The 26,488-nt window shown below is 68.4% G+C and carries 19 protein-coding genes, 1 tRNA gene and 7 pseudogenes; 7 read left to right on the top strand and 20 right to left on the bottom strand.

The features are described from left to right. From IPG65_RS03695 to IPG65_RS03605, 19 genes and pseudogenes are all read right to left on the bottom strand, one after another. A pseudogene (locus tag IPG65_RS03695) lies at nucleotides 1-339 on the bottom strand (NADH-quinone oxidoreductase subunit J); the annotation flags it as partial. Between the two features lie 78 nt (nucleotides 340-417). Then, nucleotides 418-912, bottom strand: a pseudogene (nuoI, locus tag IPG65_RS03690) (NADH-quinone oxidoreductase subunit NuoI); the annotation flags it as partial. Between the two features lie 15 nt (nucleotides 913-927). Continuing rightward, nucleotides 928-2,002 (bottom strand): annotated as a pseudogene (nuoH, locus tag IPG65_RS03685) (NADH-quinone oxidoreductase subunit NuoH). After that, a pseudogene (gene nuoG, locus IPG65_RS03680) lies at nucleotides 1,999-4,111 on the bottom strand (NADH-quinone oxidoreductase subunit NuoG). Before nuoG ends, nuoH begins: the two co-directional pseudogenes overlap by 4 nt. A 25-nt stretch (nucleotides 4,112-4,136) precedes the next feature. Then, nucleotides 4,137-5,480: an NADH-quinone oxidoreductase subunit NuoF gene (nuoF, locus tag IPG65_RS03675; RefSeq protein ID WP_293187911.1), complete on the bottom strand. Its 1,344-nt coding sequence runs from the start codon at nucleotides 5,478-5,480 to the stop codon at nucleotides 4,137-4,139. Between the two features lie 3 nt (nucleotides 5,481-5,483). After that, nucleotides 5,484-5,972: an NAD(P)H-dependent oxidoreductase subunit E gene (locus tag IPG65_RS03670; RefSeq protein WP_293187950.1), complete on the bottom strand. Its 489-nt coding sequence runs from the start codon at nucleotides 5,970-5,972 to the stop codon at nucleotides 5,484-5,486. Between the two features lie 26 nt (nucleotides 5,973-5,998). Then, complete coding sequence (locus IPG65_RS03665; RefSeq protein WP_293187910.1) at nucleotides 5,999-7,252, bottom strand: NADH-quinone oxidoreductase subunit D; 1,254 nt, start codon at nucleotides 7,250-7,252, stop codon at nucleotides 5,999-6,001. A gap of 22 nt (nucleotides 7,253-7,274) precedes the next feature. After that, nucleotides 7,275-7,883, bottom strand: a complete 609-nt coding sequence (locus IPG65_RS03660) for an NADH-quinone oxidoreductase subunit C (protein ID WP_293187909.1) — start codon at nucleotides 7,881-7,883, stop codon at nucleotides 7,275-7,277. A 2-nt stretch (nucleotides 7,884-7,885) separates the two neighbouring features. Further along, nucleotides 7,886-8,365 carry an NADH-quinone oxidoreductase subunit B family protein gene (locus IPG65_RS03655; protein ID WP_293187908.1) on the bottom strand — a complete coding sequence of 160 codons (480 nt, stop codon included), beginning with the start codon at nucleotides 8,363-8,365 and terminating at the stop codon, nucleotides 7,886-7,888. A 36-nt stretch (nucleotides 8,366-8,401) separates the two neighbouring features. Further along, nucleotides 8,402-8,761: an NADH-quinone oxidoreductase subunit A gene (locus tag IPG65_RS03650; protein WP_293187907.1), complete on the bottom strand. Its 360-nt coding sequence runs from the start codon at nucleotides 8,759-8,761 to the stop codon at nucleotides 8,402-8,404. A 57-nt stretch (nucleotides 8,762-8,818) separates the two neighbouring features. Further along, a tRNA-Leu gene (locus IPG65_RS03645) sits at nucleotides 8,819-8,903 on the bottom strand. A 126-nt stretch (nucleotides 8,904-9,029) separates the two neighbouring features. Next, nucleotides 9,030-9,467, bottom strand: coding sequence for a preprotein translocase subunit SecG (gene secG / locus IPG65_RS03640; RefSeq protein ID WP_293187906.1), 438 nt, complete (start codon nucleotides 9,465-9,467; stop codon nucleotides 9,030-9,032). A 38-nt stretch (nucleotides 9,468-9,505) separates the two neighbouring features. Further along, nucleotides 9,506-10,250 (bottom strand): annotated as a pseudogene (tpiA, locus tag IPG65_RS03635) (triose-phosphate isomerase). Continuing rightward, nucleotides 10,247-11,266, bottom strand: coding sequence for an NAD(P)H-quinone oxidoreductase (locus IPG65_RS03630; protein ID WP_293187905.1), 1,020 nt, complete (start codon nucleotides 11,264-11,266; stop codon nucleotides 10,247-10,249). Before IPG65_RS03630 ends, tpiA begins: the two are co-directional and overlap by 4 nt. 60 nt (nucleotides 11,267-11,326) lie before the next feature. Beyond that, nucleotides 11,327-13,528, bottom strand: coding sequence for a polyribonucleotide nucleotidyltransferase (gene pnp, locus IPG65_RS03625; protein WP_293187904.1), 2,202 nt, complete (start codon nucleotides 13,526-13,528; stop codon nucleotides 11,327-11,329). Nucleotides 13,529-13,746: 218 nt separating this feature from the next. After that, nucleotides 13,747-14,013 (bottom strand): 30S ribosomal protein S15, encoded by a 267-nt coding sequence (gene rpsO / locus IPG65_RS03620; protein ID WP_293187903.1) that lies wholly within the window; start codon nucleotides 14,011-14,013, stop codon nucleotides 13,747-13,749. Between the two features lie 91 nt (nucleotides 14,014-14,104). Continuing rightward, nucleotides 14,105-15,030, bottom strand: a pseudogene (locus tag IPG65_RS03615) (DMT family transporter). Between the two features lie 77 nt (nucleotides 15,031-15,107). Continuing rightward, entirely contained in the window at nucleotides 15,108-15,899 is a 792-nt protein-coding gene (locus tag IPG65_RS03610) for an AraC family transcriptional regulator (protein ID WP_293187902.1), read from the bottom strand. Further along, nucleotides 15,899-17,057: pseudogene (locus IPG65_RS03605) on the bottom strand (pyridoxal phosphate-dependent aminotransferase). Before IPG65_RS03605 ends, IPG65_RS03610 begins: the two are co-directional and overlap by 1 nt. A 76-nt stretch (nucleotides 17,058-17,133) precedes the next feature. Here IPG65_RS03605 and IPG65_RS03600 point away from each other — a divergent pair. The 7 genes from IPG65_RS03600 to IPG65_RS03570 all read left to right on the top strand — a co-directional run bounded on the left by IPG65_RS03600 (nucleotide 17,134) and on the right by IPG65_RS03570 (nucleotide 23,938). Continuing rightward, nucleotides 17,134-17,403: a hypothetical protein gene (locus tag IPG65_RS03600; protein ID WP_293187901.1), complete on the top strand. Its 270-nt coding sequence runs from the start codon at nucleotides 17,134-17,136 to the stop codon at nucleotides 17,401-17,403. A gap of 339 nt (nucleotides 17,404-17,742) precedes the next feature. Next, nucleotides 17,743-20,664, top strand: a complete 2,922-nt coding sequence (locus tag IPG65_RS03595; RefSeq protein WP_293187900.1) for a monovalent cation/H+ antiporter subunit A — start codon at nucleotides 17,743-17,745, stop codon at nucleotides 20,662-20,664. Beyond that, complete coding sequence (locus IPG65_RS03590) at nucleotides 20,664-21,077, top strand: Na+/H+ antiporter subunit C (RefSeq protein ID WP_293187899.1); 414 nt, start codon at nucleotides 20,664-20,666, stop codon at nucleotides 21,075-21,077. Before IPG65_RS03595 ends, IPG65_RS03590 begins: the two co-directional genes overlap by 1 nt. Next, on the top strand, nucleotides 21,077-22,783 hold the full coding sequence (locus tag IPG65_RS03585; RefSeq protein WP_293187898.1) for a monovalent cation/H+ antiporter subunit D: 1,707 nt from the start codon (nucleotides 21,077-21,079) through the stop codon (nucleotides 22,781-22,783). Before IPG65_RS03590 ends, IPG65_RS03585 begins: the two co-directional genes overlap by 1 nt. Continuing rightward, nucleotides 22,780-23,274 carry a Na+/H+ antiporter subunit E gene (locus IPG65_RS03580; protein ID WP_293187897.1) on the top strand — a complete coding sequence of 165 codons (495 nt, stop codon included), beginning with the start codon at nucleotides 22,780-22,782 and terminating at the stop codon, nucleotides 23,272-23,274. The genes IPG65_RS03585 and IPG65_RS03580 overlap by 4 nt, the downstream gene beginning before the upstream one ends. Next, complete coding sequence (locus IPG65_RS03575; protein ID WP_293187896.1) at nucleotides 23,271-23,549, top strand: K+/H+ antiporter subunit F; 279 nt, start codon at nucleotides 23,271-23,273, stop codon at nucleotides 23,547-23,549. Before IPG65_RS03580 ends, IPG65_RS03575 begins: the two co-directional genes overlap by 4 nt. Beyond that, on the top strand, nucleotides 23,546-23,938 hold the full coding sequence (locus tag IPG65_RS03570; RefSeq protein ID WP_293187895.1) for a Na+/H+ antiporter subunit G: 393 nt from the start codon (nucleotides 23,546-23,548) through the stop codon (nucleotides 23,936-23,938). The genes IPG65_RS03575 and IPG65_RS03570 overlap by 4 nt, the downstream gene beginning before the upstream one ends. Nucleotides 23,939-24,065: 127 nt before the next feature. Here the strand turns inward: IPG65_RS03570 and IPG65_RS03565 are convergent, their stop codons facing one another. Beyond that, nucleotides 24,066-26,423, bottom strand: coding sequence for a YgiQ family radical SAM protein (locus IPG65_RS03565; protein WP_293187894.1), 2,358 nt, complete (start codon nucleotides 26,421-26,423; stop codon nucleotides 24,066-24,068). Nucleotides 26,424-26,488 lie beyond the last annotated feature (65 nt).

Raw genomic sequence — 26,488 nt, 5'->3', positions numbered from 1 at the left:
CGCGTTGGTGACCGTCTCCGGCACCACCGGCGCCCGCCCCGCCCGGAAGCCACCGAACAGTACACGGCCATCTCCAGCGAGATCAGGCACCGATCGCCAGCGCCAACGGAAAGTGGCGCTATAAGCTCCGCCGCAGGCTGTCGATGTGGATGTCGAGCATCATCACGACGAACAGGAACAGCACCATCACCGCGCCCAGGTAGACCAGCACCAGACCGCAAGAACCTTGGCCTTGAGCAGCAGCCAGATCCCAGCAGCCTGCGAGAAGGCCAGCATGAGGAACAGGACCGCATGCATCGGTTGCGTTGCCGTGATCACCCTGAATGCCGCGAACAGCATCACCAGGGAGAACACGTAGAAGAAGCCGGTCTGACGTCCATGAATCTTTATCGGTAGTGCAAGCCCGCGTTCAGCGGTTTTGGCGTCCGCCGCCTTGGCTGCGGCGATTTCGGGTTCGTAGCGGTCGCCCACGGCCAGCAGCATGTCCTTGGAAGTACAGATCGCCGCGCTTCGCCGTGGTATTCGAGGATGTGGTCCGACGATGGGAGTCCACCGGGCAGCTTTCCTCGCAGAAGCCGCAGAAGATGCACTTGGTCAGGTCGATGTCGTAGCGCGTGGTGGCGGCGGGAGCCGTCGGCTCGCCCTGCCGGCCTCGATGGTGATGGCCAAAGCCGGACACACGGCTTCGCACAACTTGCAGGCAATGCAGCGCCCTCGCCATTCTCATAGCGGCGCAGGGCGTGCAGGCCGCGAAAGCGCGCGACAAGGGCGTTTTCTCCTCCGGGAACTGAATCGTGACCTTGCGGCTGAACGCGTAACGGCCAGTCAGGGCCATGCCTTGAACAGTTCCACGAGCATGAAGCTCTTGAAGAAATCGCGGATCGAAAAAGGTGAAGCAGCAACGGAAGCCATGACTTGTCCTGCCCTTCAATGCCAGATGTTCCAGGGGCTGAGCAGCCAGCCCCCGACGATGACCAGCCAGACCAGCGTGACCGGAATGAATATCTTCCAGCCGAGGCGCATGATCTGGTCGTAGCGAAAGCGGGAAGGTGGCGCGGATCCAGATGAACATGGACACCACCACGAAGGTCTTCAGGCCCAGCCAGATCCACCCCGGGATGAAGCCCAGCGCCTCGAAGGGCGGCAAACCAGCCGCCGAGGAACATCAGCACCGCCAGAATGGACACCAGCCACATGCTGGCGTACTCCGCCAGGAAGAAGATGGCGAAACCCATGCCCGAGTACTCGACCGTGGCCGGCCACGATCTCGGCCTCGCCCTCGACCACGTCGAAGGGATGGCGGTTGGTCTCCGCCACGCCGGAAATCAGGTAGACCAGAAAGATCGGCAGCAGCGGCAGCCAGTTCCAGGAAAGGAAAGCGAGGCCCTTGCCCGGCCATGCCCTTGGCCTGCCCCATCACGATGTCAGGTGAGGTTCATGCTCCCGGACACCATCAGCACCACCAGGAAGCAGAAGCCCATGGCGATCTCGTAGCTCACCATCTGCGCCGAGGCGCGCAGCGCGCCGAGGAAGGCGTATTTCGAGTTGGATGCCCAGCCGGCGATGATGACGCCGTACACCTCGATCGAAGTGATTGCCATCACCACCAGCAGACCGGCATTGACGTTGGACAGCGCCGGTCTCGGGCCCGAACGGAATCACCACCCAGGCAGCCAGCGCCGGCATGATGGCCATGAGCGGCCCCAGGAAGAACAGGCCCTTGGCCGCCGCCGTGGGCTGGATGATCTCCTTTGGTCAGGAGCTTGACCGCATCGGCGATCGGCTGCAGCAGGCCCCAGGGACCGGTGCGGTTGGGGCCATGGCGCACCTGCATGAAGCCCAGCAGCTTGCGCTCCCAGAGCGTCAGGTAAGCCACCGCGCCCATCAGAGGCAGCAGCACCACCACGATCTTGATCAGGTTCCAGACCACCGGCCAAACGATGCCTGACCACCACGTGCCCGCGAACAGGTGCAATCCGAAGTTGTAGATCGCGTCGATCATGCCCCGGCTCCCTGGCGCGCATCGGCCGTCATCTGCAGCGAGAGCGCGCGGCGCACGATGCCATCGAGCTGATAGATGCCCACCGGCTGCAGCGCCACCGGCTGCGGCCGGACTTCGATGGGCGCGGAAGTGCGGTTGCTCAGGCGCTCGCCAGCGATCGACCCCATGGCCGCGCCTTCCATCGCCTGCGCCAGCACTTCCTGCGAGGTCTGGTACGCAGGCTGGACCACGCCCAGCATGTCGCCGAGGACTCGCAGCACCTTCCACCCCGGACGGGTTTCACCCAGCGGACGGACGACCGCGTGGAAGCCCTGGGCCCGGCCTTCCGCGTTGACGAAGGTGCCCGATGTCTCCGGTGAACGGCGCAATCGGCAGCAGCACGTCGCTGACGTCCAGGTTGGCCTTGAACGGACTGAGCGTGACGACCATGTCGCAGCCGCTCAGCTCCACGCCCCGGCTGTCGGGTCCGGGCTCGCAGTGGAGCAGCAATGCCGCCTTCAGGCCGCCCGCCAGCATCTGGCCGGCATTCAGGCCGCCAGCGCTCGGTAGCGCCCACCGCCTGGGCGCCGACCGTGTTGGCCGCCTCGGTCAGGTAGCCCACGGTGGCGCCGGTCTGCTCGCCGATCCATTGGCACAGCGCCAGCAGGCTGGACGCCGCTGGATGCTGCGCCGCCGCGTTGCCCAGGAGGATGGCCTTGCGTTCGCCCGACAGCAAGGCCTCGGCGATCGCCTGCGCCTCTTCGGTCGCCTGGCCCGGCACGGGCGCCACGTCGCCTTTGCCGCCCGCGACGGCAGCCGCCACGTCGGCCAGCAACTGAACCCACTCGCCGGGCTCGCCGATGGAGGCCGCCGCCAGGGGCATGGCCCAGGCCCCGGACTGGCCGAGAAGTGCTACCGAAGTAATAGCCGCCACCGCTGCACCGTTGCGGGCTGCCTGCCGAATTCGCCCTGCAAACAGCGGATGGTCCTTGCGCAGGTTGGACCGACGATCAGGGCCGCCTGCAGTTGCGACAGCGAGGCGATCGACGTGCCCAGCCAGCGCACGCCCTCGGCCGGCGCGAACTCCGTGTGCCGCAGGCGATGGTCGATGTTCTGGCTGCCCAGGCCGCGCACCAGCGCGCCGGCGAGGTAGAGCTCCTCCAGCGTGCTGTGCGGGCTGACGAGGGCGCCGATGCGCTCCGCGCCATGCTCCGACTTGATCTGATTCAGGCCGTTGGCGACGTACTCCAGCGCAGTCTGCCAATCAACCTCCTTCCACTCGCCGCCCTGCTTGAGCATGGGCCTGGTCAAGCGGTCCTCGCCGTTCAGCGCCTCGTACGAGAAGCGGTCGCGGTCGGCGATCCAGCACTCGTTGACGTCCTCGTTTTCCAGCGGCACCACGCGCATGACCTGGTGGTTCTTGACCTGCACGATCAGGTTGGCACCCGTGGAGTCGTGCGGGCTGATGCTCTTGCGACGCGACAGTTCCCAGGTGCGGGCGCTGTAGCGGAACGGCTTGCTCGTCAGCGCTCCGACCGGACAGATGTCGATCATGTTGCCGGACAGCTCGGAATCCACCGAATTGCCCACGAACGTCGTGATCTCGGAATGCTCGCCGCGGTGGGCCATGCCCAGTTCCATCACCCCGGCGATCTCCTGGCCGAAGCGCACGCAGCGCGTGCAGTGGATGCAGCGGTTCATCTCTTTCATCGAGATCAGCGGCCCCACGTCCTTGGGGAACACCACGCGCTTCTCTTCCTCGTAGCGCGAACCGGAATCACCGTAGCCCACCGCCAGATCCTGCAGTTGGCACTCGCCACCCTGGTCGCAGATCGGGCAGTCCAGCGGGTGGTTGATGAGCAGGAACTCCATGACCGATTTCTGCGCCTTGAGCGCCTTGCCGGTTTGGGTGCGCACGATCATGCCCTGCGTGACTGGCGTGGCACAGGCGGGCATCGGCTTGGGAGCCTTCTCAACGTCCACCAAGCACATGCGGCAGTTGGCGGCGATGGACAGCTTCTTGTGATAGCAAAAGTGCGGGATGTAGGTGCCGGCTTTCTCGGCCGCATGCATGACCATGCTGCCTTCGAGCACCTCCACCTTCTTGCCGTCGATTTCGATTTCAACCATGGGCTTAGAGTCCGGTTCCGTTCGCTCAGGCGGGGTGCTTCTGCGCGGCTTCGATCTTGGCCGCGAACTCGTGGCGGAAGTGCTTGAGCATCGCGCGCACCGGCATGGCCGCGGCGTCGCCGAGCGCGCAAATCGTGCGACCCATGATGTTCTCCGCCACGTTGTCGAGCTTGGCCAGATCCTCCGGCTGCCCTGACCATGCTGGATGCGATCGACCATGCGCCACAGCCAGCCCGTGCCTTCCCGGCAGGGCGCACTGGCCGCAGGATTCGTGCATATAAAAATACGATAGGCGCAGCAGCGTCTCCACCATGTCGCGCGAATCGTCCATCACCATGACCGCGCCGGAGCCCAGCATGGAGCCCGCCTTCGCGATGGAGTCGTAGTCCATCGTGCACTGCATGATGAGTTCAGCCGGCAGCACCGGTGACGAGGAACCGCCGGGAATCACCGCCTTCAGCGGTTTGCCACCGCGCATACCGCCAGCCAGTTCCAGCAGCTTGGCGAACGGCGTGCCCATCGGGATTTCGTAGTTGCCAGGACGCTCGACATCGCCCTGGATCGAGAAAATCTTGGTCCCGCCGTTGTTCGGCTTGCCGCACTCCAGGTACGCCGGGCCGCCATGGCGAATGATCCATGGCGTCGCGGCAAACGTCTCGGTGTTGTTGATCGTGGTCGGCTTGCCGTACAAGCCAAAGCTGGCAGGGAACGGCGGCTTGAACCGAGGCTGCCCTTTCTTGCCTTCGATCGATTCGAGCAGCGCAGTTTCTTCGCCACAGATGTAGGCACCGAAGCCATGGTGCGCTTGCAACTGGAAGCTGAACGCGCTGCCCATGAGGCCCTGGCCCAGGAACCCTGCCTCGCGCGCCTGCTCGATCGCGGCCTCGAAGCGCTCGTAGACCTGGAAAACCTCGCCGTGGATGTAGTTGTAGCCCACGCTGGCGCCCATGGCGTAGCCCGCGATGGCCATGCCCTCGATCACCGCATGCGGGTTGTACATGAGGATGTCGCGATCCTTGAAGGTACCGGGTTCGCCCTCGTCAGAGTTGCACACCACGTATTTCTGCCCGGGGAAGTTGCGCGGCATGAAGCTCCACTTCAACCCCGTCGGAAAGCCCGCGCCGCCGCGCCCGCGCAGGCTCGAAGCCTTGAGTTCGGCAATGACCTCGTCCTGCGTCATCCCGGCTCCGCCGTCCCGGCCCAGAATCTTGCGCAAGGCCGCGTAGCCGCCGCGCGCCTCGTAGTCCTTCAGCCCCCAGTTGCTGCCGTTCAGATCGGCGCAAATCTGCGGGTTGATGTGACGGCCATGGAAGCAGGTCTCAACGCCCTTGGCCTGGAACTGCGCGAGGATGTCATTTACACGCGCCATGGCTCAGTCCTCCGCCTCGCGCAAGCCCTCGACCAACTGGTCGAGTTTGTCGTTGGACATGAAGCTGCACATGTGCCGGTCGTTGACCAGCATCACGGGCGCATCGCCGCAGGCACCCAGGCACTCGCTGGGCTGCACGGTAAACACGCCGTCGGCGGTGGTGCCATAGGGCTCCACGCCCAGCTTGCCGCAGAGATGCTCCAGCGCCTGCGGGCCACCGGCGAACATGCACGGTGCATTGGTGCACACGTTCAGCTTGAAGCGGCCCACCGGCTTCTGGTTGTACATGTTGTAAAACGTGGTCACTTCCTGCACGGCCATGGGCGCCATGCCCAGATAGTCGGCAATCGCCTCCTCGCTCTCAGGGGTGACCCAGCCCTGCTCCTGCTGCACGATGGCCAAGCACGCCATCACGGCGGACTGCTTGCGCTCCGGCGGGTACTTGGCGACCTCGCGCGCAAAACGTGCGCGCGTGGCCTCCGACAAGGGCATTGAAGCCACGGAAACGGCGGATGCGCTCATCGATCGATCTCTCCAAACACGATGTCCAGCGTGCCGATGATGGCCACGGCGTCAGCCAGCATGTGGCCCTTGGCCAATTCGTCCAACGCAGCCAAGTGGGCAAAGCCGGGGGGCCGGATCTTCAAGCGATAGGGCTTGTTCGCGCCGTCGCTGATCAGGTAGATGCCGAACTCACCCTTGGGGTGCTCCACCGCCGCATAGGCTTCGCCCTCGGGCACATGCATGCCTTCGGTGAAGAGCTTGAAGTGGTGGATCAACTCTTCCATGCTGGTCTTCATCGCCTCACGGGAGGGCGGCGCGACCTTGTGGTTGTCCACGATCACGGGGCCGGGATGGGCGCGCAGCCAATCCACGCATTGCTTGATGATGCGGTTGGACTCGCGCATCTCCTGCACGCGCACGAGGTAGCGGTCGTAGCTGTCACCGGTCTTGCCGATGGGAACGTCGAAATCGACCTGATCGTAGACGTCGTACGGCTGCTTCTTGCGCAAGTCCCAGGCGATGCCCGAACCCCGCAGCATGGGGCCGGTCAATCCCAGATTGAGCGCGCGCTCGGCCGTCACGACGCCGATGCCCACGGTGCGCTGCTTCCAGATGCGGTTGTCGGTGAGCAGGGTCTCGTACTCGTCCACGCACTTGGGGAAGCGCCGGGTGAAATCCTCGATGAAGTCGAGCAGTGAACCCTGGCGATTGACGTTCAGATCGTCGATCACCCTGGCATTGCGGATCTTGCTGGCCTTGTATTGCGGCATCGTGTCCGGCAGGTCGCGGTAGACGCCGCCCGGACGGAAATAGGCCGCATGCATGCGCGCGCCCGACACCGCCTCGTAGACATCGAACAGATCCTCGCGCTCGCGGAAGGTGTAGATCAGGATGGTGGACGAGCCGCAGTCGTTGCCATGCGAGCCCAGCCACATCAGGTGGTTGAGGATGCGCGTGATCTCCGAGAACATCACGCGGATGTACTGCGCCCGGATCGGCACCTGGATGCCCAGCAGTTTCTCGATGGCCAGGCAGTAGGCGTGCTCGTTGCACATCATGGACACGTAGTCGAGACGGTCCATGTAGGGCAGCGACTGGATGAAGGTCTTGTACTCGGCCAGCTTCTCGGTCGCGCGATGCAGCAGGCCGATGTGCGGGTCGGCGCGCTGCACGACCTCGCCGTCCAGTTCCAGCACCAGGCGCAGCACGCCGTGCGCGGCCGGGTGCTGCGGTCCGAAGTTCAGGGTGTAGTTTTTGATCTCGGCCATGGAAATGTGACTCGCCTGCGGCTCAGTGCAATCCGCCGTAGTTGTCCTCGCGGATCACGCGGGGCGTGATTTCGCGCGGCTCGATCGACACCGGCTCGTAGATCACGCGCTGGCGCTCGGGGTCGTAGCGCATCTCGACGTGGCCCGAAAGCGGGAAGTCCTTGCGGAAGGGGTGGCCGATGAAGCCGTAGTCGGTCAGGATTCGGCGCAGGTCGGTGTGCCCCTCGAACATGATGCCGTACAGATCGAAGGCCTCGCGCTCGAACCAACTGGCCGAGTTCCAGAGGTCGGCGACCGAAGACACGGCCGGAAACTCGTCGTCGGCGCAGAACACGCGCACCCGCAGACGCTGATTCAGGCTGACGGACAGCAGGTGGGACACCACGGCGAACCGGGCGCCCTCCCAGCGGCCATCGCCGTAAGCCGAATAGTCCACCCCGCACAAGTCGAGCAATTGCTCGAACCGGCAGCCTGCCGCGTCGCGCAGCGTCTTCATGGCAGCGGGGTAGCGGTCGGGCGCGACGGTCACCGTCACCTCGCCCAGCGCCACGGTCACGTGCAGCGCCTGGTCGCCCAGTGCGGCAGCGACCGTGTCCTTCAGGGTGTCGGGGGCAATGGCGTAGTCGGTCATGCTCACACCCTGGCGATCGTGTTGGTGCGGCGCACCTTCTGCTGCAACTGGATGATGCCGTAGAGCAGCGCCTCCGCCGTGGGCGGACAGCCCGGCACATACACGTCCACCGGCACGATGCGGTCGCAACCGCGCACCACCGAGTAGCTGTAGTGGTAGTAGCCGCCACCATTGGCGCAGGACCCCATGGACAGCACCCAGCGCGGCTCGGCCATCTGGTCGTACACCCTGCGCAGCGCCGGCGCCATCTTGTTGCACAGCGTGCCGGCAACGATCATCAGGTCGGACTGGCGCGGGCTGGCACGAAACACCTCGGCGCCGAAGCGCGCGATGTCGTAGCGGGCGGCGGCCGCGTGCATCATCTCCACCGCGCAGCAGGCCAGGCCGAAGGTGACCGGCCACAGCGAACCGGTCTTGGCCCAGTTCACCGCCGTGTCGATGCCGGTGAGCAGAAAGCCTTTTTGCTGAAGCTGATCATTCATGTGCGAGGTTCCGGTGACTGGCTTCAAAGAGGCGCATCACTCCCAATCCAGGGCGCCCTTCTTCCATTCGTAGACGAAGCCCACGACCAGAATGGTCAGGAAGATGAGAACGGCGACGAATCCGGTCATGCCCACCTCCTGGAGCGCCACGGCCCATGGAAACAGGAAGGCGATCTCCAGATCGAACAGGATGAACAGGATGGCGACGAGGTAATAGCGCACGTCGAACTTCATGCGCGCGTCCTCGAACGCCTCGAAGCCGCACTCGTAAGGAGAATTCTTGGCCGCGTCGGCCTTGTGGGGCTTCAGGAACGCCCCCATGCCCAGACACAGCGCGCCGACGCCCAGGCCCACCAGGATGAAGAGCAGAACAGGAAGGTACTCGGCGAGATTCATCGTGCGCTCTGATTCGGTTACCTCGGTGGCATTGAGCCCCTTGGCGTCTTGTATTTCTGGTGCCGTCGGCGAGACTCGAACTCGCACAGCTTTCGCCACTACCCCCTCAAGATAGCGTGTCTACCAATTTCACCACGACGGCTTTTGTACCCCGGGCGAAGACCCACTTGAAGTTGGCCTTGCAAGTGCCCTGAGCGTGGCGGAGTTTACCCGGAAAACCGCCGGTTACAGCCGATGGCAGCGGTTTTCGGATCACCTTGATGACAGCTCATTTCGTCGGGATCTGCGCGGCGCCCGATGCCGGGACGGCGGGCACGGCCGCGCTGGTGCCGACCGCGGGCGGCGCACCCGACGGAATGGCCGCCGCGGCGGCGGCCGACGCCGCCGGCGAAGCGCCGGACGCCTCCCCTGCGGGCGCGCTGACCGCGGCGCGATCCAGCACGCTGCCGCCCGACGGCTCGGTGCGGATGCTGAAGCCGAAGTAGGCCAGGGCCAGCGTGCAGACGAAGAACACCACCGCCAGCCCTGCAGTGGCGCGCGACAGGAAGTTGGCGCTGCCGCTGGCGCCGAACAGGCTGCCGGACGCGCCGCTGCCGAAGGCCGCGCCCATGTCGGCGCCCTTGCCGTGCTGCATCAGGATCAAGCCGACCATGCACAGCGCCGACAGGATCTGCAGCACCAGCACCAGGTTCAACACGAAATTCATTCGATTACTCCAAAATCAATAGCACTTGGCGCACGCCCTCAGCCGGCGGCGGCCACGATCTTCAGAAAGTCCGGCGCCTTCAGCGAGGCGCCGCCGATCAGCCCGCCGTCGATGTCGGGCTGGGCCAGCAGTTCGGCCGCGTTGGCCGCGTTCATGCTGCCGCCGTAGAGGATGCGCACGCGCTCGGCATGCTCGGTGGCGGCCTTGAGCTGCGCGCGCAGCACGGCGTGCACCTGCTGGGCCTGGCTGGGCGTGGCGGTCTGGCCGGTGCCGATGGCCCACACCGGCTCGTAGGCCACCACGATCTCGCTGATGCAATGGCCGTTGAGGTGGACCACCGCCGAAAGCTGGCGCTTGACGATGAACTCGGTCATGCCCTCCTCGCGCTCGCGCAGCGTCTCGCCCACGCACACGATGGGCGTGATGCCGGCGGCCAGCGCGCGCTGGACCTTGAGCGCCACATGCACGTCGCTCTCAGCCTGGTGCTGGCGGCGCTCGCTGTGGCCGACGATGCAGTAGCGCACGCCGAAGTCCTTCAGCATCGCCGCCGACACGTCGCCCGTGTAGGCGCCGCTCGTGCCGAGACACGTCCTGCGCGCCCAGTTCGACCGCCTTGGAGCCCGCCAGCAGCAGTTGCACCTGGCCCAGGTAGGGCGCCGGCGGGCAGACCGCCACGTCGCACGCGGGCTGGCCGATACCGGCCAGCAATTCCAGCACCAGCGCCTGGTTGGCATCCAGGCCACCGTTCATCTTCCAGTTGCCCGCGATCAGTTTTTTGGTCATGACGAACCCCAGGTCAATACGATCTTGCCCACGTGCTGGTTGCTCTGCATCAGCGCGTGCGCGCGCGCCGCCCCGCTGGGCAGCCCGCCTTCCGCCTGCAAGGCGGGAAACGTGCTGTGAATGACGGGCCGGATGCGTCCTTCGGCCAGCCAGGGCCACACGTGCTGGCGCAGCGCCTGCGCGATGGCGCCCTTGAACGCAATGGGGCGCGGGCGCAGCGTGGAGCCGGTGATGACCAGGCGCCGGCGCAGCACCAGCCCGGCGTCGAAGCCGGACTTCACGCCGCCCTGGACGGCGATGATGACCAGGCGGCCATCCTCGGCCAGGCACTCGACCTCGCGCTTCACGTAGTCGCCCGCCACCATATCGAGGATCACGTCCACGCCGCGGCCGCCGGTCAGCCGGCGGGCTTCCTCGGCGAAATCGGCTTCGCGGTAGTTGATGGCGTGGTCGGCGCCCAGCTTCAGGCAGGCGGCGCACTTGTCTTCGCTGCCCGCCGTGGCGATGACGATGGCGCCCGCCGCCTTGGCCATCTGGATGGCCGTCACGCCGATGCCGCTGGTGCCGCCCTGCACCAGCAGGGTTTCGCCGGCCTGCAGGCGACCGCGGTCGAAGACGTTGCTCCAGACGGTGAAGCAGGTTTCGGGCAGCGACGCGGCCTCGGCGTCGGTGAAGCCCCGCGGCACCGGCAGACACTGCGCCACCGGCGCCACGCACAACTCGGCGTAGCCGCCGCCGGCCACCAGCGCGCAGACGCGGTCGCCCACGGCCAGGCCCGCCGCGCGCAGCGCGGCCTCGTCGCCGGACGCGATCACACCGGCCACTTCCAGCCCCGGCAGATCCGACGCACCGGGCGGCACCGGGTAGTGACCCATGCGCCGCAGCACGTCCGGCCGGTTCACGCCCGAGGCCATGACGCGGATCAGCGCCTCGCCGGCGCCGGCCACCGGCGCGGCGCGTTCGGCGAGCACCAGCACCTCGGGGGCGCCGTATTCACGGATCTCGATGCATTTCATGGTCTTTTTGGCCTCTAGCCCGCATCCAATCTACGCCACCAGCTATTCAAACAATAGCGATCATTGCTGCTGATGGCCGGCGTCGACGCTCTCGGCGGCCACCGCGCGCTCCTCGCGCTCAGCGCGCGGCGGACGCTCGCCGCGCTCTTCGCGCGCGGGGCGGTCGAGCAGCGCCTTCATCGACAGCTTGATGCGGCCTTTTTCGTCCGTCTCCAACACCTTCACGCGCACGACCTGGCCTTCCTGCAGATAGTCGGTCACCTTCTCGACGCGCTCGTGCGCGATCTGGCTGATGTGCAGCAGGCCGTCCTTGCCGGGCAGGATGTTGATGAGCGCGCCGAAGTCCAGGATCTTGACCACCGGGCCCTCGTACACCTTGCCCACCTCGGCCTCGGCCGTGATCTGCTCGATGCGGCGCTTGGCGTCGTCGGCCCTGGCGGCATCGGTGCTGGCGATGGTGATGGTGCCGTCTTCCTCGATGTTGATCTGGCAGCCGGTCTCCTCGGTCAGCGCGCGGATCACCGCGCCGCCCTTGCCGATCACGTCGCGGATTTTCTCGGGGTTGATCTTCATCGTGTAGAGCTTGGGCGCGAAGCTGCTGATCTCGGTCTTGGCCTCGCCCATGGCCTCCTGCATCTTGCCCAGGATGTGCATGCGCGCTTCCTTGGCCTGGGCCAGGGCGACCTGCATGATCTCCTTGGTGATGCCCTGGATCTTGATGTCCATCTGCAGCGCGGTGATGCCGTTGGTGGTGCCGGCCACCTTGAAGTCCATGTCGCCCAGGTGATCCTCGTCGCCCAGGATGTCGGTCAGCACGGCGAAGCGGTTGCCCTCTTTGATGAGGCCCATGGCGATGCCCGCCACATGCGCCTTCATGGGCACGCCGGCGTCCATCAGCGACAGGCAGCCGCCGCACACCGAGGCCATCGACGAGGAGCCGTTGGATTCGGTGATCTCGCTGACCACGCGGATGGTGTAGGGGAACTCGTCCTTGGGCGGCAGCAGCGGGATCAGCGCGCGCTTGGCCAGGCGGCCGTGACCCACCTCGCGGCGCTTGGCCGAGCCCATGCGGCCCACCTCGCCGGTGGCGAAGGGCGGCATGTTGTAGTGGAACAGGAAACGGTCCTCGAACTCGCCGGCCAGCGCGTCAATGCGCTGCGCATCGCGCTCGGTGCCCAGGGTGGTGACCACCAGCGCCTGCGTCTCGCCGCGCGTGAACAGCGCCGAGCCGTGGGTGCGCGGCAGCACGCCGTTGCGGATCTCGATCGGGCGCACGGTGCGCGTGTCGCGGCCGTCGATGCGCGGCTCGCCGGCCAGGATCTGGCTGCGCACGATGCCTGCCTCGATGGTGAACAGCAGGTCTCTGACCTTGCCGGTGTCGAACTCGGCGCCTTCGGCCTTCAGCGCCTCGAACACGCTGGCGTTGGCCTCGCGCAGCGCCTGGGTGCGGGCCTGCTTGCTGCGGATCTGGTACACGGCGCGCAGCTTGTCCTCGGCCAGCGCGCTGATCCTGGCGATGAAGGCCTCGTCCTTGGCCTCGGGCGCCCAGGTGCCGGTCTCGGTCCACAGCGGCTTGCCGGCCTCGCGCGCCAGCTCGTGGATGGCGTTGATGGCGACCCGACCCTGTTCGTGGCCGAACACGACGGCGCCCAGCATCACGTCCTCGGAGAGCTGGTAGGCCTCGGACTCGACCATCAGCACGGCGGCCTCGGTGCCGGCCACCACCAGGTCGAGCTGGCTGCTCTTGCGCGCGGTCGGGCCGGGGTTGAGCATGTACTCGCCGTTGATGTACCCCACGCGCGCGGCGCCGATGGGGCCGTTGAACGGGATGCCGGAGATGGTGAGCGCGGCGCTGACGCCGATCATGGCGGCGATGTCGGCGTCCACCTCGGGGTTCAGCGACACGGTGTGGATCACCACGTGCACTTCGTTCAGGAAGCCTTCGGGGAACAGCGGGCGGATCGGGCGGTCGATCAGGCGGCTGGTCAGCGTCTCCAGCTCGCTGGGCTTGGCCTCGCGCTTGAAGAAGCTGCCGGGGATCTTGCCGGCGGCGTACGTCTTCTCGATGTAGTCCACGGTCAGCGGGAAGAAATCCTGGCCCGGCTTGGCGGTCTTGGAGGCCACCACGGTGGCCAGCACCACGGTGCCGTCGATGTCCACCAGCACGGCGCCGCTGGCCTGGCGGGCGATCTCGCCGGTTTCCATGACGACAGTCTTGTCGCCCCACTGGAAGGACTTGGTGACTTTGTTGAACATGCTCATGAGATTACTCCTTGTTTTATAGCTGCAGACGTAATATCCGCGCTGGCTGGAGCCCGATTCATCTCAGAACACGATGCCATTCCGACAGGTGGCCACCGTGGCGGCGCGCCTCTTGGAATGACATAGCTTCGATCTGAAAAACCGCAGCCCCCGGGGTTGAAAAAGACAAAAACGCCTGAGCCTCGCGCGGCGTCAGGCGTTTGCGGCCAGCATGGCGCTTACTTGCGCAGGCCCAGCTTGGCAATCAGGGCCAGGTAGCGGTCGGCGTCCTTGGCCTTCAGGTAGTCCAGCAGCTTGCGGCGGCGGCTGACCATGCGCAGCAGGCCGCGGCGGCCGTGGTGGTCCTTGGCGTGCGTCTTGAAGTGCGGGGTCAGCTCGTTGATGCGGGCCGTGAGGATGGCCACTTGCACTTCGGGGCTGCCGGTGTCGTTGGCGGCGCGGGCGTTGCCCTGCACCACGGCGGCCTTGTTCTCTTTGGAGATCATTGCTCGAATCCTTGCGTTCCAAATGATTTGACTTGCGTGGCGCGCCGGAACTGCATACCACGTGCGTTTCGCGAAATGCAAAACCTGTGGATTATAGCCGGGTGCGCGGCGGCACGGCGACGGCCAGCACCGCCAGCAACACCAGGGCGCAGCCGCCCACCTGCCAGGCCGACACCCGCTCGCCCAGCACCAGGACGGCCAGCGCCAGTGCCGACACCGGCATCACCGCCGTCATCAGCGACGCCTGCGCGCCCGCCAGTCGCTGGCTGCCTGCGAACCACAGCCAGAAGCCCAGCACGCCGGGCACCAGCGCGTAGTACACCGCCGCCCACACCGCCGCCGGCACCGGCCGGGCCCAGGCGCGCTCCAGCAGCGCCGGCGGCAGGCAGACCAGCAGCCCCAGCGCGCTCATCACGGCCGACAGCGCCAGCGGCGGCACCGGCACCCGCAGCCGCTTGCTGACCAGGATGAAGGTCGCCTCGCACGCCACCGCGCCCAGCACCAGCGCGTGGCCGATCAACACCCGGGCGCCCTCCCCGCGCGCGGCGCCCAGCGCCTCGGGCAGCGCGATGGCCAGCACGCCGGCGCTGGCCAGGGCGCTGCTGGCCAGCAGCGCTCGGGACGGCCGCTCGCCCAGCGCCAGCACGGCGAACAGCGACGCCACCGCCGGCAGCGTGCCGGCCACCACACCGGCATCGGCCGCCGGCGCGTGGCGCGTGGCGCGTGCCCGATCAGCAGCACCGTGTAGCCCACGCTGCCGGCCGCCGCCTGCACCAGCAGCAGCGCGCCGTCGCGCCGGCCGGGGCGCGGCCAGGCGCTGCGCGTGAGCCGCATCAGCCCCCACAGCACGGGCGCGGCGACGGCGAAGCGCAGCGCGGTGGCGGTGGCGGTGGCGGTGAAGGGTGGCAGGCCGCCGGCGATCAGGCGGCTGGCCACCACCGTGCTGCCGATGGTGGCCATGGCTGCCGCGCACAGTGCCATGCCGAGCCAGCGCTGCTGGCGCGCGTCGTGTGTCATGAGGTCGGATTGCGGGAATGGAGGATGCGTCGAGCATCCCGCCCCGCGCCGGCACCGTCTTGAACGGTATTGCGGGTTCAGCGCCCTCGGGCCGCGTACTGCCCGGGCGTGTAGCCGCGAAAGCGGCGGAACGCCCGCGTCATGTGGCTCTGGTCGGCAAAGCCGCTGGCCGCGGCGGCATCCGCCAGCGCGGCGCCGCGGGCCAGCAGCGCCTCGGCGCGGGCCAGGCGCTGCTGCTGCGCCCAGGCGTGCGGCGGCAGCCCGAACGCGGCGGCGAAGGCGCGCAGGAAGGCGTAGCGGCCCAGGCCCGCGCCGCGCGCCAGCTCGGCCAGGCTGGGCGGCGGGGCGCCGTCGGCCAGCCGCTCGCGCGCCCGCAGCAGCGCGCGGGACGCAGCGCCGCCCGCCACGCGCGGCGCGGGCCGGGCCGCCGTGCTGGGCGCGTGGTGCAGCAGTGCGGCCAGGTGTTCTTCCAGCGCCAGCGCGTCGCCGCCGCGCGCCGCGCAGGCGAAGGCGGCTTCGAGCAGCGCCGCGAGGCGCGCATCGCGCAGCACGGGCAGCGTCCATTCGGGTGCCGGACGCTCCTGATTCCAGAGCGAACTCTCCAGGTTCAGCATACGCCATTGCCGTTTTTTGCCCTGCATCGGCACGCCGTCGTGCACTTCGCCCGGGTTGACGGTGATGACCTCGCCGCGCAGCGCCTGCACCGGCCCGCGCCCGCTGGCCGAGGTCTGGTCGCCGGCGTCGATCAGCCCGATGCCGTGCACGGCGTGGGTGTGGCGCGCGAAGCGCCAGCTGGTGTGCGCCGCCACCAGCGTCAGCCCCGCCAGCGCGGATGGCCGGACGGTGAACTCGGGCAGCGCGGACGCCATCAGCCCAGCCAACGGCGCAGCCGCGCCACGCCCTCACCCAGCCGCGCCACGTCTTTCGAGGCGAAGCACCAGCGCAGCCAGCCCTCGGCCTCGGGGCCGAAGGCCACGCCGGGCGCCAGGCCGAGGCTCGCCTCGGCCACCAGCCGCTTGGCCAGGTGCAGCGAGTCATCGAAGCCTGCGATGCGCAAAAAAGGCGTACATGCCACCCGGCGCGGCGCAGGCGGCGACACCGGGCACGGCCCGCAAGAGCGGCACCAGCGTGTCGCGGCAAGTCCGAAGGTGCGCCACGATGCGCGGCGTGATCGCCTCGGTCCGCGCCAGGGCGACCAGCGCGGCGCGCTGCACGAACACCGGCGCGCAGGAGGTGTTGAACTCCAGCAGCTTGCCCATATGCGGCGTCATGCCGGGCGGCATGGCCAGCCAGCCCAGCCGCCAGCCGGTCACCAGGAAAGACTTGGAGAAGCTCTGCGCCACCACCAGCCGGTCCTCCGGTTGGGCAATGTCCAGGAACGAGGGCGCGGCGCCGCTGGCGGTGTCGCCGGCGTAGTACAGACGCTCATACACCTCGTCGGACAGGATCCACGTGCCCGTCTCGCGGCAGCGCGCCAGAATGGTTTGCTGCTCGGTGCGCGCCAGCGTCCAGCCCGTGGGGTTGTTGGGCGAGTTGACCACCAGCAGCCTGGTGCCCGGCGTGATGGCTGCCAGCAGCGCGGGCAGGTCCAGCGCCCAGGCGCCGTTGGCGTCGGGCCGCAGCACCACGCAGCGCAGGCGCGCGCCCAGGATGCGCGGCTGCGCGGTGAGGTTGGGCCACACGGGGGTGACGACCACCACCTCGTCACCGGCGTCGAGCAGCGCCTGCATGGCCAGCATGAGGGCGTTGACGCCGCCGGAGGTGATGGCGATGCGCCCGGCGGCCAGCGGGCCGTGCAGCCGGCCGGCGCAATCGGCCACGGCCTGGCGCAGTTCGGGCAGGCCGAGGTTGTGCGAATAAAAGGTCTCGCCCGCCTGCAGCGAGGCGATGGCCGCCAGGCGCACCGCCTCGGGCGTGGGCTCATCGCTCTCGCCGAACCAGAACGGCAGCACGTCGCCGCGCCCCAGGCCGGCGTTGGCGACTTCGCGGATCCTGGATTCCTCCAGGTCGAGGATGGCTTGACGCATGGGGCCCGGCGCCTTTGTAATGAGGTGTGAACGAACAGCCTCGCATCGTAGCGGGGCCAGCCCGAGGAGCCTTTGCATGCCACACCGCCGCCGCCCGCACCTGATCGCCTGCGCCCTGGGCGCGCTGCTCGCCGCCAGCCTGCTGGTCCCCGCGCCGGCCGAGGCGGCGCGCAAGGGCAAGAAGGCCGGCCCCGCCACCGTGGCCGACGCGCCGCGCAAGGCTCAGCGCAGCAAGAAGATGGTGTTCAACGGCAGCGCCGAGACCACCGCCGACCGCGACCGCCGCCTGCGCCGCGAATGCCGGGGCCGCCCCAACTCGGGAGCCTGCCTGGGCTACGCGTACTGACGGGCCGCGCGGGGCGCCGTTTGCTCATCTATTAATAGCAAATAACACAATACCCACGCCAACTATAGGCATTTTTTACCTGAAATTCTCCCTCCCCCGCCGCCCACGCCAGCGGCGGCCATCAGGAGGGCGCCAGAGCGAGGGTGAAGGCAGGCGCAGGCTCGCGCCGGCACTCTTGTTTTTGTAGCTGACGAGCAATGCCCCGCGCGGACTACACGTCTTTTGTTCACTGATATAGTTGAGCATCCGCGTCCCGGGGGCTGACCCGCCCGAGGCGCCCGCGACCTGACCGCCAGCCTGCAGCCCGCAGCGCCGGCCACCCCTTGGACTCACGACTGGATGGACCTGGTTTACCTGCTTCTCCTGCCCTTCGCCGGCAGCCTGGTGGCGGCGCTGATGCCGACGCACGCGCGCACGGCCGCGGCCCTGTGGACAGCGCTGGTGGCCGCCGCGGCGCTGGCCTGGGTGGCGCTGCTGACGCCGCAGCTGCAGAACGGCCTGGTGCTGCGCGAGGAGTACCGCTGGATCCCGTCGGCGGGCCTCAACTTCGTCATCCGCATCGACGGCTTCGCCTGGATGTTCGCCCTGCTGGTGACGGGCATCGGCATGCTGGTGGCGGTGTACGCGCGCTACTACATGTCCAAGGACGACCCGGTGCCGCGCTTCTTCTCGTTCTTCCTGGCGTTCATGGGCGCCATGCTGGGCGTGGTGCTGTCGGGCAACCTGGTGCAGATCGTCTTCTTCTGGGAGTTGACCAGCCTGTTCAGCTTCCTGCTGATCGGCTACTGGCATCACCGCAAGGACGCGCGGCGCGGCGCGCGCATGGCGCTGACGGTGACCGGCGCCGGCGGCCTGGCGCTGCTGGCGGGCATGCTGATGCTGGGCCACATCGTCGGCAGCTACGACCTGGACGCGGTGCTGGCCGCCGGCGAGCGCATCCACCTGCACCCGCTGTACACCACCATGCTGGTGCTGGTGCTGCTGGGCGCGCTGACCAAGAGCGCGCAGTTTCCCTTCCACTTCTGGCTGCCGCACGCCATGGCGGCGCCCACGCCGGTGTCGTCCTACCTGCACTCGGCCACCATGGTGAAGGCCGGCGTGTTCCTGCTGGCGCGCCTGTGGCCGGCGCTGTCGGGCACACCCGAATGGTTCTGGCTGGTCACCGGCGCGGGCGTCATCACCCTGGTGCTGGGCGCGGGCGCGGCCATGTTCCAGAACGACCTGAAGGGGCTGCTGGCCTACTCGACCATCAGCCACCTGGGCCTGATCACCCTGCTGCTGGGCCTGAACCGCGACCTGGCGGCGGTGGCGGCGGTGTTCCACATCATGAACCACGCGACCTTCAAGGCCTCGCTGTTCATGGCCGCGGGCATCATCGACCACGAAACCGGCACGCGCGACGTGCGGCGCCTGTCGGGGCTGTTCAAGGCGATGCCGATCACGGCCACGCTGGCCTTCGTGGCCAGCGCCGCCATGGCCGGCGTGCCGCTGCTCAACGGCTTCCTGTCCAAGGAAATGTTCTTCGCCGAGACGGTGGATCTCAGCAGCATCCCGTGGCTGGACTACGGCCTGCCGGTGGCGGCCACGGTGGCCGGCATCTTCGCGGTGGTGTATTCGCTGCGCTTCTCGGTCGACGTGTTCCTGGGGCCGCTGGCCAAGAACCTGCCGCTGGTGCCGCACGAGCCCGCGCGCTGGATGCGCGTGCCGATCGAGGTGCTGGTGCTGCTGTGCCTGACGGTGGGCATCTTCCCGCAGTGGTCGATCGGTCCGGCGCTGGACCTGGCGGCGCAGCCCGTGGTGGGCGGCGCCCTGCCCAGCTTCAGCCTGGCGATCTGGCACGGCGTGAGCAAGCCGCTGGTGATGAGCCTGATCGCCCTGGCCGGCGGCATCGCGCTGTACCTGGCGATGCGCCAGGCACGCGCGCATGGCCACTTCCGGCGCCCGCCGCTGGGACGCCTGCTGGACGGGCAGCGCCTGTTCCACGGCGCGCTGTACGGGCTGGACCGCGCCAGCCGCGCCGGCGTGCGCTGGCTGTCCACCTATCGGCTGCAGCCGCAGGTGCTGCTGCTGGTGTTGGCGGCGCTGGCGCTGGCGGCGGCCTCGCTGTGGCGCGGCGGCGTGAGCTGGGGCGACCGCACGCGCGTGCCGGCCAGCCTGGAGTTCGCCCTGCTGTGGCTGATGGGCTGCGTGTGCGCGCTGGCGGCGGCCAACCAGGCCAAGTTCCACCGCCTGGCGGCGCTCATCATGCTGGGCGCCGTGGGGCTGGCGGTGAGCCTGACCTTTTTGTGGTTTTCGGCGCCCGACCTGGCGCTGACGCAGTTGACGGTGGAGGTGGTGACCACCATCTTGTTCCTGCTCGGCATGCGCTGGCTGCCCAAGCGGCTGCAGGACGAATCGCCGCACCTGGGCCCACGCGTGCGCGCCCGCCGCGCGCGCGACCTGCTGGTGTCCGTGGCCGCCGGCGGCGGCATGGCGGTGCTGGCCTACGCCATGATGACGCGGCCGGCGCCGCAGAGCATCTCGCCCTTCTACATCGACCGCGCGCTGCCCGAGGGCGGCGGCACCAACGTCGTCAACGTGATGCTGGTGGACTTCCGCGGTTTCGACACCATGGGCGAGATCACCGTGCTGGGCATCGTGGCGCTGACGGTGTACGCGCTGCTGCGGCGCTTCCGCCCGCCGCGCGAGGTGGTGGAGCTGCCGCCGCAGCAGCTGGCGGTGCCACCCGACCTGATGTCGGACCTGATCAACCCGCGCACCGCGCAGGACACGGCGCTGGGCTACATGATGGTGCCCGCCGTGCTGGTGCGCCTGCTGATGCCCATCGCCATCGTGATCGCGGCGTACTTCTTCATGCGCGGGCACAACGAGCCGGGCGGCGGCTTCGTCGCCGGGCTGGTGGTGGCCATCGCCTTCCTGACGCAGTACATCGTGGCCGGCACCCACTGGGTGGAGGCGCACCTGCAACTGCGGGTGATCCGCTGGATCGCCACCGGCCTGCTGCTGGCGCTGGCCACCGGCCTGGGCTCGCTGTGGTTCGGCTACCCGTTCCTGACCACGCACACCGCCCACCTCACGCTGCCGGTGGTGGGCGAGATCCACGTGGCCAGCGCGCTGTTCTTCGACGCGGGCGTGTTCAGCGTGGTCGTGGGCTCGACGCTGCTGATCCTGATCGCGCTGGCGCACCAGTCGGTGCGAAGCCACCGCAAGGCCCCCGAGAAAACGGTGACGCCCAGCACCGGACCGAGGGAGGTGGGCTGATGGAAGTCATCCTGGCGCTCGCCATCGGCATCCTGGGCGGCTCCGGCGTGTGGTTGGTGCTGCGCCCGCGCACCTTCCAGGTGCTGATGGGCCTGTCGCTGCTGTCCTACGCGGTCAACCTGTTCATTTTCGCCATGGGCAGCCTGCAGCTCGACCGCGAACCCATCGTGCAGCCCGGCCTCGCGCCCAGCCTGGACAACTACACCGACCCGCTGCCGCAAGCGCTGGTGCTGACGGCGATCGTCATCGGCTTCGCCACCTCGGCGCTGTTCCTGGTGATGCTGCTGGCCTCGCGCGGGCTGTCCGGCACCGACCACGTGGACGGCGAGGAGCCCGACGACGGCACGGCGCAGTTGCCGCGCTCCGGCGGCGCCGGCACCACCGCCGAAATCCACAACCAGGAGGAGCGCTGATGAGTCTGGCGGCCCCCCTGATCGAGCGGTTGATGCCGCACCTGATCGTCCTGCCGATCCTGCTGCCCATGGCCACGGCGGCGCTGATGCTGATGCTGGGCGACACGCGGCGCCCGCTCAAGGCGCTGATCAACGTGCTGTCGTGCCTGACGGGCGTGGGCCTGTCCATCGCCCTGGTGTACTGGGTGCTGCGCATGGGCGGCCCGCAGGCGGTGGGCGTGTACCTGCCTTCCAACTGGCCCGTGCCCTATGGCATCGTGCTGGTGGTGGACCGCCTCTCGGCCATGATGCTGCTGCTGACCAGCGTGATCGCGCTGGCCTCCGTGCTGTACGCCATCGCGCGCTGGGACAAGGCGGGCGTGCACTTTCATCCGCTGTTTCAACTGCAGTTGATGGGCTTGGCCGGCGCGTTCCTGACGGCCGACCTGTTCAACCTGTTCGTGTTCTTCGAGATCATGCTGACGGCCTCCTACGGGCTACTGCTGCACGGCTCGGGCTGGGCGCGGGTGCACTCCGGGCTGCACTACGTCGCCATGAACCTGATGGCCTCCACGCTGTTCCTGATCGGCGTGGCCATCCTGTACGGCGTGACCGGCACGCTCAACATGGCCGACATGGCCATCATGGTGCCCACCATCCCGCAGGACGACCGCGGCCTGCTGCACGCCGGCGCGGCGGTGCTGGCGGTGGCCTTCCTGGTCAAGGCGGCGGCATGGCCGCTGGACTTCTGGCTGCCCTCCACCTACGCCAGCGCCTCGGCGCCGGTGGCCGCGCTGTTCGCCATCATGACCAAGCTGGGCGCCTACGCGGTGCTGCGCGTGTGGACGCTGCTGTTCCCGCAGGACGCGGGCGTGTCAGCGCTGTTCGGCGGGCCGGTGCTGATCGGCCTGGGACTGGCGACGCTGGCCTTCGGCGCCATCGGCGTCCTGGCCACGCAGCATCTCGGGCGCATGGTGGCGTTCTGCGCCATCCTGTCGTCGGGCACGCTGCTGGCGGCGCTGGGCTTCGGACAGCCGGCAGTCACCGGCGGGGCGCTCTACACGCTGGGCTCGACGCTGGCCATCAGCGCCTTCTTCCTGCTGGCCGAGCTGATCGAGCGCGCGCGCGAGGTCGAGGAGCAACCGCTCTACGTCAGCGACACCGAGCCCGACGACGCCTTCGCCTACCCGGTGGACCTGATGCCCACGCGCGACGTCAACCTGGACGACGACGAGCAGGCACTGATCGGCCGCGCCATTCCCGCCGCCATGGCCTTCATGGGCCTGGCGTTCATCGTCTGCGGGCTGACCATCGCCGGCCTGCCGCCGTTCGCCGGCTTCGTCGGCAAGGTGGTGATGCTGTCGGCGCTGCTGAACCCGGCCGGCTTCGGGCAGGACGCGCAGGTGTCCCTGGCCGCCTGGGCGCTGCTGGCGCTGCTGGTGGCCGGCGGGCTGCTGACCACCATCGCCCTGTCGCGCGCCGGCGTGCGCTACTTCTGGGCACCGGCCGGCCGCCCAGTGCCGCGCCTGCGCTTCATCGAGACGCTGCCCATCGGCGTGCTGCTGCTGCTGGTGGGGGTGCTGGTGTGGCAGGCCGACGCGGTGCTGCGCTACGTCAACGCCACCGCGCGCGGCCTGCACGACCCGAAGGAATACATCGGCACGGTGGTCTCGACCCGCCCCGTGCCCTCGCCCACCGCCACCGGCGAAGGAGGACTGCGCCGATGATCAAGCGCTTGCTGCCCTCCCCGCTGCTCACCGCCGCGCTGATCGCGATGTGGCTGGTGCTCAACCGCTCGCTCAGCCCGGGACAGATCATCCTGGCGGTGGTGCTGGGCGTGGCCGCGCCCGCGCTGCTGGCGCCGCTGCGGCCGGCGCGCCCGCGCATCCGCCACCCGCTCACGCTGGCGCGGCTGATCCTGCGGGTCGGCCGCGACGTGATCGAGTCGAACCTGGACGTCTTCCGCACCCTGCTCGCCAGCCGCGTGCGGCCGCCGCACAGCCGCTTCGTGCTGGTCCCCCTGCAACTGCGCGACCCGAACGCGCTGGCCGCCCTGGCCGTCATCACCACCGTGGTGCCCGGCACCGTGTGGTGCGAGCTGGCGCGCGACGGCAGCGCGCTGCTGCTGCACGCCTGGAACGTGCCGGACGAGCAAGCCTTCGTCACCCACTTCAAGCAGTGCTACGAGCGCCCCCTGATGGAGATCTTCGAGTCATGAGCCCCGTGCTCTCGGGTGTCATCACCCTCACCCTGAGCGCCTACGGCGTCGCCGCGCTGCTGGCGCTGTGGCGCGTGCTGCGCGGGCCGGCGGCGCAGGACCGCGTGCTGGCGCTGGACCTGATCTACGCCATCGGCATGCTGACCGCGCTGGTGGTGGGCATCCGCTATGCCAGCAGCATGTACTTCGAGGCGGCGCTGCTGATCGCGTTGTTCGGCTTCGTCAGCTCCGCCGCCATGGCCAAGTTCCTGTTGCGCGGCGAGGTCATTGAATGACCGGCGAACCACTTCCCTTGTGGATCGAGATCCTGGTGGCCGCGCTGCTGCTGCTGAGCGCGCTGTTCACCCTCGTCGCCGCCTGGGGCGTGGTGCGGCTGAAGGATTTCTTCCAGCGCATGCACCCGCCGGCGCTGGTCTACACCTGGAGCGCGTGGTGCGTGACCTTCGCCTCCATCGCCTACTTCTCGGCGCAAAGCCACGGGCTGCAACTGCACGTCTGGCTGATCATCATCCTGCTGTCGATCACCGTGCCCGTGACCACGGTGCTGCTCAGCCGTGCCGCGCTGTTCCGCGGCCGGCGCCACGAGGGCAGAGAGGCGCTGCCGCCGGCGCTGCAGCCCAGGCAGCCCACGCCATCCGATTCGACCGATTTTCAAGCCAAATAGGTCGATAGCCTGCGCCGGTATTTCGCCAGTTGCTATCAAATCAGGACCTTCTCGCACCGGCGGAAGGCATCGGGATGCACACCTGCCGGCGTTGTGGCACGAGCCGCGGCAGGCGCTGGCATGGCGCCTAGCGCCGCCGTGGTGGGAGCCCGGTGTGCTGGGTCAGAACGGCGCCCCGCGCAGGCTGGGTGCGCGCCGGCCGCTTCTGATTCGATAGCGTGCGCGCGGATGCGGCGGTGGGCGTGGAGTTCTTGCGCCGCGCGCTCTGGTAGCCGCTGTCGGTGGCCGGCTGCCAGGTGGGGATCAGATGCTGCTTGCCGTTGCCGATGAGGTCGGCGCGGCCCATGTCCTTCAGCGCCTCGCGCAGGAGCGGCCAGTTGCCGGGGTCGTGCCAGCGCAGAAAGGCCTTGTGCAGGCGCCGGCGGCGCTCGCCCTTGACGGTGTCGACCTTCTCGCCGCGGTCGTCGCGGTGAATGCCCTTGAGCGGGTTCAGCCCCGTGTGGTACATGGCCGTGGCGGTGGCCATGGGCGACGGGTAGAAGGCCTGCACCTGGTCGGCGCGAAAGCCGTTCTTCTTCAGCCACAGCGCCAGGTGGAGCATGTCCTCGTCCGTCGTGCCGGGGTGCGCGGCAATGAAGTACGGGATCAGGAACTGCTGCTTGCCGGCCTCGGCGCTGTACTGCTCGAACAGCTGCTTGAAGCGGTCGTAGCTGCCGATGCCGGGCTTCATCATCTTGGACAGCGGGCCGTCCTCGGTGTGCTCGGGCGCGATCTTCAGGTAGCCGCCGACGTGGTGCTGCACCAGTTCCTTGACGTAGGCGGGCGACTGCACCGCCAGGTCGTAGCGCAGGCCGGAGCCGATCAGCACCTTCTTGACGCCGCGCAACTGGCGCACGCGGCGGTAGATCTTGATGAGCGGGTCGTGGCTGGTGGTGAGGTTGGGGCAGATGCCGGGGTAGACGCAGCTCGGCTTGCGGCAGGCGGCCTCGATCTCGGGCGTGCGGCAGCCCAGGCGGTACATGTTGGCCGTCGGCCCGCCCAGGTCGCTGACGACGCCGGTGAAGCCGGCCACCTTGTCGCGCATGTCCTCGACCTCGCGCACGATCGAGTCCTCGCTGCGGCTCTGGATGATGCGGCCCTCGTGCTCGGTGATGGAGCAGAAGGTGCAGCCGCCGAAGCAGCCGCGCATGATGTTGACGCTGAAGCGGATCATCTCCCACGCGGGGATCTTGGTGGCGCCGTCGTGGCGCCCGCGCTCGTCGGCGTAGCGCGGGTGCGGGCCGCGCGCGTAGGGCAGGCCGAACACCCAGTCCATCTCGGCGGTGGTGAGCGGGATGGGCGGCGGGTTCAGCCACACGTCGCGCGCGACCGAACCCTCGCCGTGCGCCTGCACCAGGGCGCGGGCGTTGCCGGGGTTGGTCTCCAGGTGCAGCACGCGGTTGGCGTGGGCGTACAGCACGGGGTCGCGCTTGACCTGCTCGTAGCTGGGCAGGCGGATGACGGTGCGCTCGCGCGCAGCGCGCGGGGCGCCGCCGGAGCGCGGCGCCGGGTTGGGGACGAAGCGCAGCGGCTGGACCGGGGATGCGGCGGATTTCAAGCCTTTTTGGCCTTCATCCAGCATGGAATCTGCGCCGACAGCTATTGAAAAAGGAGCATCCTTGCGCTCGCAGCTCGCGCCCCGGGCGGCCGCCTGCTCGCCGGTGGTCTGGTAGGGGTTCAGGTGCGCGTCCACGCGGCCGGGGATATCGACCTCGGTGGAGTCGATCTCGAACCAGCCCGGCTCCGACGCGCGGCGCACGAAGGCGGTGCCGCGCACGTCGGTGATCCGCTCAACGGGCTCGCGCCGCGCCAGGCGGTGCGCCACCTCGACCAGGGCGCGCTCGGCGTTGCCGTACAGCAGCAGGTCGCACTTGCTGTCCACCACGATGGAGCGGCGCACCTTATCGCTCCAGTAGTCGTAGTGGGCGATGCGGCGCAGGCTGCCCTCGATGCCGCCCAGCACGATGGGCACATCCTTGTACGCTTCGCGGCAGCGCTGGCTGTAGACGATGGCGGCGCGGTCGGGCCGCTGGCCGCCCACGTCGCCGGGGGTGTAGGCGTCGTCGCTGCGGATCTTCCGGTCGGCGGTGTACCGGTTGATCATCGAATCCATGTTGCCCGCCGTCACGCCCCAGAACAGGTTGGGCCGGCCGAGCAGCCGGAAGGGCTCGGCGCTCTGCCAGTCGGGCTGGGCGATGATGCCGACGCGAAAGCCCTGCGCCTCCAGCACGCGGCCGATCACGGCCATGCCGAAGCTGGGGTGGTCCACGTAGGCGTCGCCTGTGACGAGAATGACGTCGCACGAATCCCAGCCGAGCGCCTCCATCTCCGCCCGGCTCGTGGGCAGGAAGGGCGCGGTGCCGAAGCGCTGGGCCCAGTAGGGCTTGTAGCCGGTCAGCGGCTTGGCGGCGCGCGGGAAGAAGGAGACGTCGATAGGGGCGTTCATGGGATGGCCGCGCACAGGGGCGGCCGGCAGGATGCGGCCGCGAACGCGCCAAAGGGGGGAGTGAG

The sequence above is a fragment of the Ottowia sp. genome, assembly GCF_016703145.1.
Lineage (GTDB): Bacteria > Pseudomonadota > Gammaproteobacteria > Burkholderiales > Burkholderiaceae_C > Ottowia.
Note: the sequence above shows the minus strand (reverse complement) of the source record. Positions and strands in the feature narration are given on the sequence as shown.